Source organism: Methylophilus sp. E2MeOHC9 (assembly GCF_058744375.1).
This window is the reverse complement of the sequence record NZ_CP196024.1, coordinates 388,442-402,622: the sequence shown is the minus strand read 5'-3', so window position 1 is coordinate 402,622 and position 14,181 is coordinate 388,442. Positions and strand designations below refer to the sequence as shown.

General features: G+C 49.0%; 16 protein-coding genes. 14 read left to right on the top strand and 2 right to left on the bottom strand.

The window, feature by feature from the left end; genetic code table 11:
- The first annotated feature begins 78 nt into the window (after positions 1-78).
- The 3 genes from ACSSVF_RS01945 (at position 79) to ACSSVF_RS01935 (ending at position 3,053) form a co-directional block, all read left to right on the top strand.
- On the top strand, positions 79-711 hold the full coding sequence (locus ACSSVF_RS01945) for a response regulator (protein ID WP_492405056.1): 633 nt from the start codon (positions 79-81) through the stop codon (positions 709-711).
- Between the two features lie 257 nt (positions 712-968).
- Positions 969-1,967 (top strand): HEAT repeat domain-containing protein, encoded by a 999-nt coding sequence (locus ACSSVF_RS01940; protein ID WP_492405055.1) that lies wholly within the window; start codon positions 969-971, stop codon positions 1,965-1,967.
- A 69-nt stretch (positions 1,968-2,036) separates the two neighbouring features.
- Positions 2,037-3,053, top strand: a complete 1,017-nt coding sequence (locus ACSSVF_RS01935; RefSeq protein WP_492405053.1) for a Gfo/Idh/MocA family protein — start codon at positions 2,037-2,039, stop codon at positions 3,051-3,053.
- Positions 3,054-3,121: 68 nt separating this feature from the next.
- On the opposite strand, the gene ACSSVF_RS01930 is transcribed toward ACSSVF_RS01935, so the two are convergent.
- Positions 3,122-4,045: a LysR family transcriptional regulator gene (locus ACSSVF_RS01930; RefSeq protein ID WP_492405051.1), complete on the bottom strand. Its 924-nt coding sequence runs from the start codon at positions 4,043-4,045 to the stop codon at positions 3,122-3,124.
- 132 nt (positions 4,046-4,177) lie between these two features.
- Between ACSSVF_RS01930 and ACSSVF_RS01925 the strand changes: the two genes are divergently transcribed.
- The 4 genes from ACSSVF_RS01925 to tatC all read left to right on the top strand — a co-directional run bounded on the left by ACSSVF_RS01925 (position 4,178) and on the right by tatC (position 6,455).
- The gene (locus ACSSVF_RS01925; RefSeq protein WP_492405049.1) at positions 4,178-4,966 is read left to right on the top strand and encodes an SDR family oxidoreductase; all 789 of its coding nucleotides are present in this window, start codon (positions 4,178-4,180) and stop codon (positions 4,964-4,966) included.
- Positions 4,967-5,214: 248 nt separating this feature from the next.
- Positions 5,215-5,388: a Sec-independent protein translocase subunit TatA gene (gene tatA / locus ACSSVF_RS01920; RefSeq protein WP_442585493.1), complete on the top strand. Its 174-nt coding sequence runs from the start codon at positions 5,215-5,217 to the stop codon at positions 5,386-5,388.
- Positions 5,345-5,701: a Sec-independent protein translocase protein TatB gene (gene tatB, locus ACSSVF_RS01915; RefSeq protein ID WP_492405048.1), complete on the top strand. Its 357-nt coding sequence runs from the start codon at positions 5,345-5,347 to the stop codon at positions 5,699-5,701. Before tatA ends, tatB begins: the two co-directional genes overlap by 44 nt.
- Before the next feature lie 10 nt (positions 5,702-5,711).
- A complete protein-coding gene (gene tatC, locus ACSSVF_RS01910; RefSeq protein ID WP_492405046.1) occupies positions 5,712-6,455 on the top strand; it encodes a twin-arginine translocase subunit TatC in 744 nt (247 codons plus the stop codon).
- A 59-nt stretch (positions 6,456-6,514) separates the two neighbouring features.
- Here tatC and ACSSVF_RS01905 read toward each other — a convergent pair whose 3' ends face one another.
- Complete coding sequence (locus ACSSVF_RS01905) at positions 6,515-7,321, bottom strand: helix-turn-helix domain-containing protein (protein WP_492405044.1); 807 nt, start codon at positions 7,319-7,321, stop codon at positions 6,515-6,517.
- A gap of 728 nt (positions 7,322-8,049) precedes the next feature.
- Here ACSSVF_RS01905 and ACSSVF_RS01900 point away from each other — a divergent pair.
- The 7 genes from ACSSVF_RS01900 to mauG all read left to right on the top strand — a co-directional run bounded on the left by ACSSVF_RS01900 (position 8,050) and on the right by mauG (position 14,161).
- Positions 8,050-8,889 (top strand): TorF family putative porin, encoded by an 840-nt coding sequence (locus ACSSVF_RS01900; protein ID WP_492405042.1) that lies wholly within the window; start codon positions 8,050-8,052, stop codon positions 8,887-8,889.
- A 286-nt stretch (positions 8,890-9,175) separates the two neighbouring features.
- Positions 9,176-10,036, top strand: a complete 861-nt coding sequence (locus ACSSVF_RS01895) for a methylamine utilization protein MauF (protein WP_492405040.1) — start codon at positions 9,176-9,178, stop codon at positions 10,034-10,036.
- 53 nt (positions 10,037-10,089) lie between these two features.
- Positions 10,090-11,310 carry a methylamine dehydrogenase (amicyanin) large subunit gene (mauB, locus tag ACSSVF_RS01890; RefSeq protein ID WP_492405038.1) on the top strand — a complete coding sequence of 407 codons (1,221 nt, stop codon included), beginning with the start codon at positions 10,090-10,092 and terminating at the stop codon, positions 11,308-11,310.
- A 7-nt stretch (positions 11,311-11,317) separates the two neighbouring features.
- Positions 11,318-11,890 carry a MauE/DoxX family redox-associated membrane protein gene (locus ACSSVF_RS01885; protein WP_492405036.1) on the top strand — a complete coding sequence of 191 codons (573 nt, stop codon included), beginning with the start codon at positions 11,318-11,320 and terminating at the stop codon, positions 11,888-11,890.
- On the top strand, positions 11,883-12,518 hold the full coding sequence (mauD, locus tag ACSSVF_RS01880; RefSeq protein ID WP_442585501.1) for a methylamine dehydrogenase accessory protein MauD: 636 nt from the start codon (positions 11,883-11,885) through the stop codon (positions 12,516-12,518). The genes ACSSVF_RS01885 and mauD overlap by 8 nt, the downstream gene beginning before the upstream one ends.
- A 37-nt stretch (positions 12,519-12,555) precedes the next feature.
- Positions 12,556-13,119 (top strand): methylamine dehydrogenase (amicyanin) small subunit, encoded by a 564-nt coding sequence (gene mauA / locus ACSSVF_RS01875; RefSeq protein WP_442585502.1) that lies wholly within the window; start codon positions 12,556-12,558, stop codon positions 13,117-13,119.
- A 40-nt stretch (positions 13,120-13,159) separates the two neighbouring features.
- A complete protein-coding gene (gene mauG, locus ACSSVF_RS01870) occupies positions 13,160-14,161 on the top strand; it encodes a tryptophan tryptophylquinone biosynthesis enzyme MauG (RefSeq protein WP_492405034.1) in 1,002 nt (333 codons plus the stop codon).
- The last annotated feature ends 20 nt before the right edge of the window (positions 14,162-14,181 follow it).

Sequence of the window (14,181 nt, the reverse complement as noted above, 5' to 3'; positions counted from 1 at the left end):
CGTTTGCGGGAGTGTATTCATTTTAAATTCGTATATAGTCACGCTATACTTTTTGAGCGCACGCGCACAAACCAGCCAATGAAAACTGCTTTCATACTTGAAGATACGCCAGAGTCACAACTGTGGTTATCAGAAGTATTACATAATAGCTTCCCGAAAATTGCGATTAGTTCTGCAAATAGTGTTGCGCAAGCGATTGCTGTCATTTCTACTAGCCGCCCAGTCGATATCGCGCTCATTGATTTAAGTCTACCAGATGGCAGTGGCGTGACGGTGATTGAATGGTTTAATCGGCATAGTCCGCAGACTATTTGCGTGGTTGCCAGCATTTTTGACGATGATAGGCACATTTTCCCCGCACTGCGCGCAGGTGCACATGGTTATTTGCTTAAGGATCAGCCACAAGCTGCCCTGGTACAAGCACTGAATGGCATCGTCACCGGTCAGCCGCCTTTATCTCCCGCCATTGCCAGAAAATTGCTGCGCCACTTTCACGAACCCTATAGCCAGCAACCGCAAGAGTTGCTGACGGAGCGCGAAAAAGAAGTGTTATCGATTATTGCCAAAGGCATGACCATGGCAGAAACTGCCAATATGCTTGGCCTGAAACGCAATACCATTGCCGGTTATGTGAAGGAGATTTATCGTAAATTGAATGTCTCCTCACGTGCTGAAGCCGCCATCAGTGCCCAGAAAATGGGGCTGATTTAGCATAGTCACGCTTGACGTCACCTTGAATTAAAACACGCGATAAACGCCATATAATTTTCCACAATAAACGCCTGGATTCAGTGTGTAGAGTCCAGGTTCAGGGATAGCCACCCGTCACATACACATCAAATACCAAGCATGATCACTGGCTTACGGTGTGGTGATTGTGCGTACACTTTGCAGTCAATATAATGTGACCGCGCTAGTTTGCAAGGCGCATAAATCATTCGATAAAAATACTAAAAAAGGACTGTACGATGCATATGTTTGTCTCTGCTTTTAAATCCAGCTCTAAGCTAATGGTCAGCCTGTCACTGCTTTTGTTGTCTGGCTGCGCGCTCAATATGAAAGTACCCATCACGGACCCCGCAGCATCGAATACCCTGCACCAGGTAAGTGCGGCAAAGCCGGTGGCGCTTTTCTTTAAAGATGAACAACCTGCAGAGGATAAAACCAAGCTACTTGGCGGCACTATTCCCATGCAACTGGTTTACGACAATAAACCGTTTGATGCCGTGCCATGGATCGCCGAACACACTGTGAAAGAAATGGTTGCCAGAGGCTTGCCGGTTGCGCTTGCTACCCAGTCAGCTGCAGGCCCGAATGTGCTGATCAAGCGCTTGCATATTGAGAACCATAGATCGAATGGCTTTTCACCTTTCGTCACCTTTACCTCTTTGCGTGCTGAGCTAGAGACGCCACAAGGCAACCGCCGCATCACTGCTTATATCAAGCGAGGCAAAGTGCCGGTTTGGAGCTTTGATGAGGTGATTGACCCGACCTACAATGCCCCGTTGGCGTTGCTGACTAAAGAGCTCGCTGCCAAATTGAATCAGCAGTTATTCAATACAGCCATCAGTGATGAGCAAGTGCGTAACCTTGTGCAAAAAATCAACCAGAATGTCGGCAAGGAAGAAGGCAGCGCCTATCTGGATGTGTATCAGTTAGGGTTTGGTAATAACCCACTCGCCATTCCAGAGCTGGTAAAGTACACCTCTAGCTCAAATGAATATGTGCGTTTGTCTGCGATTTCATCACTTGGCATTTTAAAAGCATCTGACCAAATCGATTTCCTGAAAAAACTTTTCTCAACTAAAGCCGGGTTGTGGCAAGACCGTGCGATGGCGCTGAAAGCATTGGGAGATATCGATACGCCAGAAACACGTGCTTATTTACAAGAACAATTGACGCAATTACAGAGTCGTACTGATAAAGAGGCAAAATGGACTAAAGAAATTATTGCTTTGTATTTGTAAAGGTTGAAAAAAGGGCCGGAAACCCCGGCTCTTTGCTTTGTTTTAATAAACGGTTTTTAGGAGCACTTGATGAATTCTCAACGAGTTAACTGGGGCATTTTAGGTGCCGCGCGCGTCAATGAACGCTTACTGCCTGCCATCGTCGAGGCAAACAACTCGCAACTGGTGGCGATTGCCAGCCGTCGTCAAGGCGCGGCCCAAGCCGTCCTCGATAAATATGCGCCCGCTGCCACTGGCGTCACTTGCTATGACGATATGGATAGCCTGATCAACGACAGCAACGTGCAGGCAGTGTATTGCCCGATGGCGAATGAGGAACATGCGGAGTGGGCCTTGAAAGCCATCAATGCCGGCAAGCATATCCTGATAGAAAAACCGATGACGACCAACTTGGCAGATATCAGCAAGATTGAAGCCGCTGCCAAAGCCAAAGGCGTGATCGTGATGGAAGGCTTTATGTACCGCTTTCATCCGCAGCACGCTAAAATCAAAGCGCTGGTCGATAGCGGTTTGATCGGTGATGTGTTGTCCTGCCGCGCCAGTTTTTCTTTCCTGATGCCGCCTGCGCGTATGTACCGTATCAACCGTAGCATGGCCAATGGCGGCGGCGCCATGTGGGATATTGGACCCTATGCGATCCATGCCTTGCGCTGGTGTTTCGGCGGCGGCGATGCGCCTGCCGAACCGAAAAATGTCGTGGCTTACGGCAAACTCAATGAGCATGGCGCCGATGTGGTCGCCAGCGGTGTGTTGGATTTTGGCGCAGATGCGCAAGGCCGTGCGCGTTATGGCCATTTTGATGTCAGCTTCGAGCGTAGCCGCAAAGCCGAATATGAAATCATCGGCGACAAAGGCTGGATCAGGTGCCACAACATGTGGACTTATCCTGTGGATGACCCGGTGATCAGCTGGGAGGCGGGTGGCAAGTCAGAAACCATCGTGTTGCCTAAAGCGAATCACTTTAACCTCGAGATTGAGCATTTCGGCGACTGTATCCTCAATGGCAAAGCGCCGTTACTGACCTTTGATGATGCAAAAGGGAATTGTCGCGCCATTGAGATGGTTATCGATGCATTAAAAGCATAATTCAAAAACGGGGCGTTTGGCCCCGTTAATCATTTTTTCTTTTCCGCAAGCATTATCCAGGGTTGTGATTAGATCGCTGACCACTTTTCCGATAATTGCTGCGCGCGGAATTGCTCCACAATAAAATCTACAAATACCCTGGTTTTGGCGGGCATCAGTTTTTTCGCAGCAAAGTACAAAGAAATCACGCCGGTTTCTGTGTACCAGTCGGGTAACACCCTGACCAACGCGCCGCTTTCCAGATGGCGTAATGCATGTGGCATCGGTACATGCGCGATACCCAGGCCAGCGATGGCGGCGTTGCACAACATTTCAGGATCATTCAAGGTCACGCGCGGCGGCAGTTCTAGCGTCACTTGCTCACCCGCGACTGTTTTGAGATGCCAGGGCGTGGCACGGTTTGTGGTTTGAGAATAGCGTATAAGCGCATCGAGTCGCGCCAAATCAGCCGGTGTTTCAGGTGCGAATTGATTGGCAAGGTAGCCAGGTGAAGCCACTAGCACCAAATGGATTTTAGCCAGCTCTCGCACCACAACACCAGGCGCAATATCGATGCCGCCACCAATCGCTGCATCAAACCCTTCACCAATCAAATCGACCTGGCGGTTATCAAAGCGCCAATCCGGTTTGATCGCTGGGTAAGCGTCCAGAAACTGCCCGAGTAAAGGTAAGATATGATCGCGTCCAAACGCCATCGCCATGCCGACCTTCAGCGTACCGGCTGGTTGGCCGGCGACCGTGCTGGTGTTGGCGATGGCTGATTGTATGGCATCCAGCCCGCCTGTCACCTGCGCTGAAAACTGCTCTCCAGCTTCGGTCAGCGTCAGGCTGCGCGTGCTGCGATGAAACAACCTCACCCCCAAATCCGCTTCCAGTTTCGCCACGTTTTTGCTTACTCCACCTGGTGTCAGGCTTAGCCTGCGCGCAGCGGCGGAGAAGCTGCCTAGCTCGGCACTGCGGACAAAAGATTCAATGCTGCTGAGCGTTTCCATATGAAAATCCGTTTTATCTTATACCTTTAGTATAAAGTATTTGTATTTATTGGTGACTAATTGTAATTGAATAGAAAGCGCATACTGCATTCGTCGTTGCAATACATCTTTCATTTAATTAAGGAGTTCATCATGACAAATGCTACAAATAAAGCTTATCAACGCCTGGCCGGTAAAGTCGCCATTGTGACTGGCGCCAGTTCAGGGATAGGCCGCACCACTGCCAAATTATTCGCCCAGCATGGTGCTAAAGTGGTGGTCGCTGCGCGCCGTGAATCAGAATTGGCAACCCTGGTGGCTGAAATTATTGCTGACGGTGGCGAAGCGATTGCGTTTGCCGGTGACGTGCAGTCTGAAGCATTTAACCAGTCGCTGGTTGCATTGGCCGTCAACAGTTTTGGCAAGCTGGATATCGCCTTTAATAATGCAGGCACATTGGGAGAAACCGGCCCAACGCATGAAGTGTCGCAGCAAGGCTGGAACGATACCCTGGCCATCAACTTAACCAGTGCGTTCCTGGGCGCTAAATACCAGATTCCGGAAATGGCGAAACAAGGTGGCGGCTCCATTATTTTCACCTCTACTTTTGTCGGCTATAGCGCAGCTTTTCCTGAGTTTGCCGCCTATGCTGCGAGTAAGGCAGGCTTGATCGGTTTGACCCAGGCATTGGCAACAGAGTATGGCCCTAAAGGCGTGCGGGTGAATGCGGTGTTACCAGGTGCAGTGGATACCGATATGTACCGTGAAAAAAATAATACGGCAGAAGCACAAGCATTTTTGACTGGCATGCACGCGTTGAAACGTGTCGGTAAACCAGAAGAAATCGCACAATCTGTATTGTACCTCGCTTCAGATGATGCTTCATTTGTGACGGGTACCGCTTCGCTGGTGGATGGTGGTTTGTCTATTAACAGAACTTGAGTTTTGCCAGGTTGCAAGCAGGCAAAACAATAGAAAGGGCGTTGCTCAGCAAAGTAACGGGAGCGTTTAACGAAGCGTGTTGGGTGCAGCAGTGCACCCAACACCTTTGATGCCTGGCCTGTTGGAAAGGCTGTATGCATGCCCTGCAAACTGGCGCTATCTGATGTTTGAAAGTTGTGCCATTTTTTACTAACTGAATGCATCCATTAAGAGGATGATGACTGCAGTAAAAACATGGAGATCCGCAAATGGGAAGTTTCAGTATCTGGCATTGGTTAATAGTCTTGGCTGTCGTCACGATGATCTTCGGCACCAAGCGCTTGCGTAATATAGGCGGAGATGTGGGTGGCGCTGTCAAAAACTTCAAACAAGCAATGAATGAGCAGCCTGCATCCATTGAGGACCAATCGAGGAATGTTTGAGGTCGGCTTCTCTGAGATCATCGTGATCGTGGTGGTCGCATTGATCGTCATTGGTCCGGAAAAATTGCCTAAGCTGGCAAGAACCTATGGCTTGCTTTATGGCCGGGTGCAACGCTATGTATCCGGCATTAAACAAGACATGGAGCGTGAAGTGGCGCTTGACCAGATGAAAAAAGCCACCGCCGAGGCGCAGCAGAAACTGCTTGCATTTCAGTCACAAATGATCACGCTAGAAGGCGAGGCTGAGGTTATTTCTGAACTGCAACTGGAAGAGGCGCAAACACGCTCTCAAACGCCAGAAACGGTAAAGTGAGTGATCAGTGATGGCACAACAAACACAAAGCGATACGCTCAGCCATTTTTATGAGTTAAGAACCAGATGCATACGCATAGTGATCGGTTTATTACTCGCACTAGGTGTGACACTCCCTTACGCGAACGAACTGCATCAATTTTTCGTGAGGCCATTGCTTAGCCAGCTACCTGCTGGCGGGCAGATGATCGCCACTTCGGTGACTTCCCCTTTTTTGATCCCCCTGAAAATCGCCTTGTATGTAGCGATCGCACTCAGCCTGCCAAACACCCTGTACCAACTTTGGAAATTTGTGCAGCCAGGTCTTTACCCAAAGGAAAGGCTTATCAGTCTGATAGGCGTTTTGTCTAGCATCGTTCTATTCATTCTGGGTGCCAGCTTTGCCTTTTATATCGTCATCCCGGTCATCTTCAAGTTTATTATTGGCAGCGCACCCGCAGGGGTAGCAGTGATGACTGAGATAGGTAATTACCTGGATTTCTTGGTGTCGATCACGCTGGCATTTGGCATTTCGTTTCAAACACCTATCATTGTTGTAGCGATCGCATATATGGGTGTTGTCGAAGTCAAAACCTTAAAGGAAATCAGGAGTTACGTGATTGTTGGCGCGTTTGTCATCGGCGCCATCTTCACACCGCCGGATATCATTTCACAATTCATGCTGGCCATCCCATTATGGGTGCTTTACGAACTCGGAGTACTGGTTGCCAGTTTGTTAATTCATCAGCGTGATCGGGAAGTGGCACCGGTATGACCAAACCCATAGATCAATATTCGTGTGTCACGCCAATCTTGTTAGATTGGCGTTGTAAGTCATTTCAGGCTTTTTGCGCGTTGTAACGTATCAATCGGACACTCACCAAATAACTCACGGTAATAGCGTGAAAAGAGGCTCATATGCCAGAAGCCCCATTTGGAAGCAACATGGGCAATGCTGGAAAAGTCCTTAGATGCGCTCATCAATTCCAGCCTGATCCGTTGTAAACGCACATTGCGCATATAGGTGACAGGCGTGATGCCCAGCACCCTGATAAAGGCATGGTTCAGGGTTCTGCGACTCACTTTTAAGACCTTGCAGAGCTCTTCAATCGAAAGCGGAAAAGCGGCATTGGTCAGTGTAGAGTTTCTCACGCGGTTGACGATATAGCGCGGGATGCGATGATCAAAATGCGGGTGCGTATTTGCACTGGCATGAAATAACGCGTGTAAGCACGCCGACATCAGATCTTCTTCGAAGCTTTCCCACTTTTCCTTGAGGTTGATATCCTGCTCATTACTGGTATCGAATTCCATGCCATACATCAGGGTGGTCAGCAGTAGCTTGGCCACATGAGGGTTAAGCGATTCAACCGGTTTGATCGTATTCATGACCATCCTGAAATCTATCCAGTCCATCTTTTCTGCATACTCTTCCAGGCGTTTTGCAGGGATGACCGCCACCGTGATCTCAGAGATCATCGATGTCTTGAAATAAAGCTCAGCATTTTTATCAAGCGTGATCAGGGAGTGCGCCCTGACGGGTAGTAAACCCCAGCTCGCCTCACCTTCAATAATGGTTGGCAAGCCGATCACATAACAGTCCTGTGGCGCACTGGCGATTTGATCAACCGCTCGATTCATCGTTTCGGTGAATATTTGAATCCCATTGTAACTAATGCTGTTGACCGATCCCGTAAAGGAACCTTTAGCTAGCTGTGTATAGTCCTGGGACCAAAAAGGCACCGCCTCGGCCTGCTCAAGTACGTCTGTGGTATCTCGTCTGACCAAGTGAAAGCCAGGACTGACCGACGAGTCAATCCCCAATAATACTTCTCTAAACCCCATGTTATCGCTCCTGATATTCACCATCAACTTGTTGTGGTAATACCTCTCAAAAGTCCATTTATGACAGCTTTAAAGGACTAATTTGATGTTTTTATTGTTTTTTCGGACTTTTAAGTGCCCGTTTTTATTCAGTTTTATGCTTTTGTTCTGAATATGATGATCCAAATCCTACTTTAGACCTGAAATAACTCTATGAATAGCAATAAATGGCATAACCAATCTATATTTTTCAATCAGAAATACGGGTTTGCCAAATCTTGCTAAACCCCCTCAGTTAACAAAGTTATTGTCGCATTGCTTCAATGCTTATTTATCGACCAGACGCAAGAATCTGGGTGAGGGGTATGGGAAACGGATGGATTTTCAGTGGCGGTGAGTTGCTGTCGCAAGCATTCAGGATTTTAAAGTTTCAATGCGATTCACTCGCTGTGATTGAGCGTCATCCACGCTTATATATTCCGCACCTTTCAAGCTGGCCTGGTTATAGATGACTTAAAAATTTATAACGATTTGAGAGGGTTTGTATGACACACAAAGGAGGGCGCCTGCTGGCGTCGGTATTTTTATTCGCAACCACCTCGCTGATACAAGCGGAGGAGGCAAGTGATGCAAAGGGCATAGGCTCGCATGAAGTGAGCCCATCCACACATCATATCAATGGCAATGTCGGTATTTATACCGATTACTTGTTCAGGGGGATTTCATACGGCAGGGGTAGGGGCGCGTTTCAGGCTGCCATTGATTACTCAAATGATCATGGGTTTTTCATTGGTTTAGGCTATACCAATGTGGATAAAGACGCCATCTATGGCAATACCTATGAAACAGATTTGTATGCAGGATTCAAGAAAACATTTGCCAACGACCTGACTGTGACGGCAGGGTTTATTACCTACTACTACCCACAAAATAACCATTATGTGGGACAGCATCCTCATGTGTCGGAATTAAATCTCGCCATCGATTATCGCCAGTTCAATGTTAAATATTCCCATTCGTTGACGGACTGGTTCGGGGTTAACACCGTCTCCATGGGGCACGGGATGATAGGTAGCCATGAGATGGGGGATGGCGACTCTAAAGGTAGCCACTATTGGGAAGGCAGTTACACGGCGCAACTGCCGAATACCACTATCAACTGTGTCATTCACGTTGGCCATCAATCAGTCAAAAATTACCACATCGCTGATTACACCGACTATTCCATCGGCCTTAACAAAGACTTCACCTTTGCCAGTGTCAAAGGGTGGAACGCCGGAATCAGTTATGTCGCACTGGATGCCGATCATGACTGGTATGTGGCGAGTGATGGCTATAAAACTGCCGAGAATAAATTCTTTGGCTATATCCGCCTGAATATGTAAGCCATCTGTGTTCACTTAACAATCGATCACTAACCGGTTGGGATGGATTGCATTCCGCGACATTTCATCTCAACCAAAAGTCACTTTATAAGCCCCTTTCATCTCCAGAAAATCCTTCACTTCGAAGGGGGCTTTTTTTTCAGATAGTAAAAACTGGCATGACTTGGCCCTGTGGCATCGCTGTAAAAAGGGATATGCCGATTATTGCTAAAGCGCGCTCAGCAAGGCCGCTATATTCATGCTTCATTTAAAAACATCGCCAGGCCAAAAAGCCTAAGGAGGAAATATGAGTATGAATATGGGGGCAAGCGTTGGTCGTAGCCGGCCATCACAAACTTATGCAGCTGAGACCTGTGTCCCGGATGCATATCACTTTTCAAAATCGCAATCCACAGGCACTAGATTGGTCATGATGGTGATTGCGATTGTGACGGGTTTATTTGCAGGCAAACTCATGCATGACACGATGTCCATGCAGTCAGCATTCACTTCAATGTTTGTATTGCTGGCATTTGTAGGTGGCCTGTTATCAACATGGTCTCCTTGCGGTTATTCCAGCCTGAGCCTGTTAAGACCTGCCGGCCGCTATTCATTGGGCGCTGTCTTGCGTTGGGCGCCGACCTTTTTCACCCATGCAGTAGGCTATGCCATTGGGGCCGTGGTGCTGGGCAGCATGCTGGGCTTTACCGGCTGGCTGCTGTTCTCTGAAGTCCCAACGCAATATTCCATTTCAGGCCTGGCGTTATTGGCAATCGCTTACGGGGCACACCAGTTTGGTTTCCTGAGAATGCCTTACCCGCAACGTCGCGCACAAGTGCCACACGATGCGCGTTTCCGTTTCAGGTCCTCTGTCATTGGTTTGTTATATGGCTTTTCGCTGGGTATGAATTACCTGACTTATGTGCAAACGCCCATGCTTTATATCGTTACCGGCGTTGCACTGTTCAGCGGTGGCGTGAAAGCAGCCGTGATCGCCATTGCCATATTCAATATCGGCCGCTGTTTGCCAGTGGCAGTTAACTTCTTACCTGTTAAGGATCAGTCAGTTCAAGCCTGGTTGGCCCGTTGGCAGGAAAGCGCAGTAGAAATCGATGGTTTCCTGTTGTTGGCGATTGGTTCAGCAGCACTCATGCTGCTGGCGCTGTAAGCCTGGCTGGAAATCAGAAGATGTCATCCATTTTAAAAATATCAGGAGGATTTATGACAACACTCGATCATCCATCGATGATTCGTCAATCGAAGCAGGCAGCAGGCTTCGCAGGAGGACTTGTACTAGCAGCACTCATGTTATCCAGCGGCCTGGCCAGGGCTGATGCAACGCCTAACCAGCTTGGTTCAGAAATTACCGCCAAGTTACAGGACGAGACCTCAATCGCGATTGCGCCCCCTAGCGATGCCAAACGCGTCTATGTGCTGGATCCAGGCAATTTCCATATGACTTCTACCGTTTACACGGTAGATGGCAAATCCAGCAAGTTGCTGGGCATGACCGATGCCGGTAAATTGCCTAACGTCATGGTGGCTTCAGATGGCAAGTTTTTGGCCATTGCCAACACCATGTACTCCCGCGTGGCACGTGGTAAGCGTGATGACTATCTGGAATTGATAGACACCCAGACGCATCAACCCATCGCCGATATTGATATTCCTGAAGGTCGTTTCCTGACTGGCGTGTTCGAGCGTACAGCTGGTTTAAGTGTCGATAATAAACACTTGTTGTTCCAGCAGTTCTCACCCTCTCCAGGGGTAGGTCTGGTCGATCTGCAGCAAAAGGCTTTCGTGAAAATCATGAATGTGCCTGATTGTTACCATATTTTCCCGACGGCAAATCAGAGCTTCTTTATGCACTGTAGAGATGGTTCCTTGATGCAATTCACCTATGACAACAAGGGCACGACCAAGCAGAAGCCGACCAAGGTATTCCATACCGAGAAAGAGTACCTGCTGAATAACCCGTACTACTCAAACTCAAACAATCACCTGGCATGGCCTACTTATGAAGGCAAGATCTTCCAGGCCAAGTTGTCTGAGTCCGGCGCAGAATTCCTGAAAACCATAGAAGTGTTTACGGATAAGGAAAAGGCCGATAAATGGCGTCCGGGTGGCTGGCAAACCATTGCTTTCCACAAAGCACGTAACGAGCTGTATTTGTTGGCGGACCAACGCGAAAAATGGACGCACAAACTGCCTAGCCGTTTTGTGTTCGTGGTCGATGCGACTTCAGGTAAACGTTTGCGCCGTATAGAGTTGAAGCATGAAATCAACTCTATCGCCGTCAGCCAGGATGACAAGCCGTACTTATACGCCGTGTCTGAAGAGGCGAAAACACTGTTTACCTTTGATGCAGTCAACGGTAAGGCATTGTCTAGCCTGGATGAGCTGGGTCGTGCACCTTCCATGATTTTTATTGCGGATAAGTGAGATCGCTATGGACGCTATGCTGAATGATCCTACGGTTGCGATATTTGCGTCATTGTTCCTGGCGCTGATCCTCGCATCGGCAGCAATTCCCAAACTGCGCAGCCAGGATGAGTTCCTCGGCGTGGTGGCGAACTACAAGCTGTTGCCTGGCTTTCTGGTCGCCCCGTTTGCAAAGTTATTGCCATGGCTGGAACTGGGCTGCGCAATTGCCTTGCTGGTGCCCACACTGCGCCCGATCGCGGCCAGCGTGGCTGCTGGCTTGTTCATGCTGTTTGCGATTGCGATTGCCATCAATGTCGGCAGGGGACGTACGCATATTGATTGCGGGTGCGTCAGGCGTCCGACCAGCATGAGCCGTATTGGCATGTTCCATGTCTTGCGCGCACTCGCGCTGTCAGGCGTCAGCCTGTATGCCGTCGCTGTTCCATTACAGGCCAGTGGCATCACGCTTGAAACTGGCCTGATCGGGTTGGTATCGGCAGTCATGCTGTCTTTGCTCTATCTGGGCGCTGACATGATTGTTGGTTTCCCAACTACAAAAAACAATTTAGATATTTATAAAGGAAATACAAATGAGTAACGGAATTCTGATTGCTTCAAATGTACTGTTATGGGGTTCTTTTTTGGCACTAGCCGCCTTAATGCTGGGGGTTATCCGTCAAATCGGTTTACTGCATGAAAGATCTGCACCACTAGGCGCGATGATGATTGATAACGGACCGGATGTCGGGGAACGTTCACCCGTCTTTAATGCAAATACCTTTGATGGCGAGTCTGTCATGGTTGGCCGTTCTATCACGCCAGGCCGTCCAAGCTTGCTGATGTTTACCGGCCCGTCATGCCCAATCTGCCAAAAACTACTGCCTATCATCCGCTCAGTCGCCGGTATTGAAGAGACTGATGTTGTCTTGATCAGTGATGGTACGCAAGCTGAGCATCGCCAGTTCCTGCAAGACCATCCATTGGATGGCGAGCTGTATGTCGTTTCCGCTGAAATCGGGATGCGTTACCAGGTTTCCAAAGTGCCTTACGGCGTACTGCTGGATCAGGATGGCAAGATTCTGGCAAAAGGCCTGTGCAACACCAGGGAGCATGTAGAGAGCCTGTTTGAAACCATTCGTCATGGCCACTCAACGTTGCAGAATTATCTGAAAGATGATTCCACTGCGACCAAATTCAAAAAAGTAACCGCGAACAAAGTGCATTAATCACACATTCGCGATCAATACGGAGAGAGTAAACGAAATGAAAAACAACACTGGGTTTGACTCAAAAATTGAGAAGCTGGCGCGTGGTACAGCCAGCAAAACTGGAAGACGTAGTTTTATTGGCCGCCTTGGCGCCTTTATCGCAGGTTCAACGTTACTGCCGTTATTGCCGGTAGATCGCCGTTCCCGTTTGGGTGGTGAAGTACAGGCGGCAACCACTGGTAACCTGACCAGGGCTGGTTTTAAACCGCAGGATAAAGATCCACGGGCATGTGACTACTGGCGCCATTGTACGATCGACGGCAACTTGTGTGACTGCTGCGGCGGCACCTTAACTTCTTGCCCGCCAGGCAGCAGCTTGTCTCCAAGTTCCTGGGTAGCCAGTTGCTTTAACCCTGGTGATCAGCAGACTTACCTGATCGCTTACCGCGATTGTTGTGGTAAACAAACGTGTGGTCGTTGTAACTGCGTGAACACACAAGGTGAGTTGCCGGTTTATCGTCCGGAGTTCAACAACGACATCGTTTGGTGCTTCGGTGCTGACAATGACGCAATGACCTATCACTGCACCATTTCACCGATCGTTGGCAAAGCAAGCTAATGGCTGCTAAGCAAAAGTCTTGTTGTAGAAGAACATCAGTATGTTGTTTAGACGCCTTGTTCTAATCGCAAGCACGCTGATGGCGATGGGTACTGTCTGTTCTGCTGAACTTCCTGCCAGGGAAAAATTCAAGCGGCCAGACAGTATCCCGGCGCCCATGTCCAATCCCCTGACATTAGAAAAAGCAACGCTAGGTAAAACCCTGTTTTTCGATATACGGCTTTCCAGGTCCGGGGAGATGGCTTGTGCGACTTGCCATGCACCCGATAAGCGCTGGAGTGATGCACGCCCCTTACCCTTGTTAGCCGACGGCGTGAACAATGCCCGCCGCACACCTACCGTGTTGAATAGTGCCTGGTTGAGCGCGTTGATGTGGGATGGCAGAGCCAGCTCGCTGGAAGCGCAGGCAGTCTTGCCAATCACCACTGCACATGAGATGAATTTCGATCTCGCCAGCCTGGTGAGTCGTTTAAACCAGATTCAAGGTTACCGCCCCTTATTTGAGAAAGCGTTTGGCGATGAAACCATTGATCAGCAACGTATCACGCAAGCACTGGCAAGCTTTCAGCGTACGCTAGTCTCGAATCCAGCGCCGTTTGATCATTGGGTCAACGGCGATGAACAGGCGATCAGTACTGCAGCCAAGCGCGGGTTTGCCGTGTTTAATGATAAAGCCAAATGTGCGGCTTGCCATACCTCATGGCGTTTTACCGATGATAGTTTTCATGACATCGGGCTAGCCAGTAAAGACCTGGGCCGTGGCGCCAAAGTGCCCGCGAAAATCACCCTGATGCAGCATGCATTCAAAACGCCGTCGTTGCGAGATTTGCCGATTGACGGGCCATATATGCATGACGGTTCCATGCATGACCTGAAAACAGTCATCAAGCATTACAAGCGAGAGGCGATACAACGTCAGAGCCTGTCCAAAGAGATGCGTCGCTTTGAGCTTTCAGAACTGGAAGAAAGCGATTTGATTGCATTTATTAAAAGCCTGGATGGCGGGCCGCTGAATATTCAGGCACCGGCGATGCCGCAATAAAAAGTGAATGATGAGTTGTT

Coding starts and splice junctions, on each gene's coding strand:
- ACSSVF_RS01945 (WP_492405056.1), top strand. CDS start 79: ATGAAAACTGCTTTCATACTTGAAGATACGCCAGAGTCACAACTGTGG.
- ACSSVF_RS01885 (WP_492405036.1), top strand. CDS start 11,318: ATGGACGCTATGCTGAATGATCCTACGGTTGCGATATTTGCGTCATTG.
- mauD (WP_442585501.1), top strand. CDS start 11,883: ATGAGTAACGGAATTCTGATTGCTTCAAATGTACTGTTATGGGGTTCT.
- ACSSVF_RS01900 (WP_492405042.1), top strand. CDS start 8,050: ATGACACACAAAGGAGGGCGCCTGCTGGCGTCGGTATTTTTATTCGCA.
- tatC (WP_492405046.1), top strand. CDS start 5,712: ATGGCACAACAAACACAAAGCGATACGCTCAGCCATTTTTATGAGTTA.
- ACSSVF_RS01930 (WP_492405051.1), bottom strand. CDS start 4,045: ATGGAAACGCTCAGCAGCATTGAATCTTTTGTCCGCAGTGCCGAGCTA.
- ACSSVF_RS01935 (WP_492405053.1), top strand. CDS start 2,037: ATGAATTCTCAACGAGTTAACTGGGGCATTTTAGGTGCCGCGCGCGTC.
- ACSSVF_RS01905 (WP_492405044.1), bottom strand. CDS start 7,321: ATGAATCGAGCGGTTGATCAAATCGCCAGTGCGCCACAGGACTGTTAT.
- ACSSVF_RS01925 (WP_492405049.1), top strand. CDS start 4,178: ATGACAAATGCTACAAATAAAGCTTATCAACGCCTGGCCGGTAAAGTC.
- ACSSVF_RS01895 (WP_492405040.1), top strand. CDS start 9,176: ATGAGTATGAATATGGGGGCAAGCGTTGGTCGTAGCCGGCCATCACAA.
- tatA (WP_442585493.1), top strand. CDS start 5,215: ATGGGAAGTTTCAGTATCTGGCATTGGTTAATAGTCTTGGCTGTCGTC.
- mauB (WP_492405038.1), top strand. CDS start 10,090: ATGACAACACTCGATCATCCATCGATGATTCGTCAATCGAAGCAGGCA.
- mauG (WP_492405034.1), top strand. CDS start 13,160: ATGTTGTTTAGACGCCTTGTTCTAATCGCAAGCACGCTGATGGCGATG.
- ACSSVF_RS01940 (WP_492405055.1), top strand. CDS start 969: ATGCATATGTTTGTCTCTGCTTTTAAATCCAGCTCTAAGCTAATGGTC.
- mauA (WP_442585502.1), top strand. CDS start 12,556: ATGAAAAACAACACTGGGTTTGACTCAAAAATTGAGAAGCTGGCGCGT.
- tatB (WP_492405048.1), top strand. CDS start 5,345: ATGAGCAGCCTGCATCCATTGAGGACCAATCGAGGAATGTTTGAGGTC.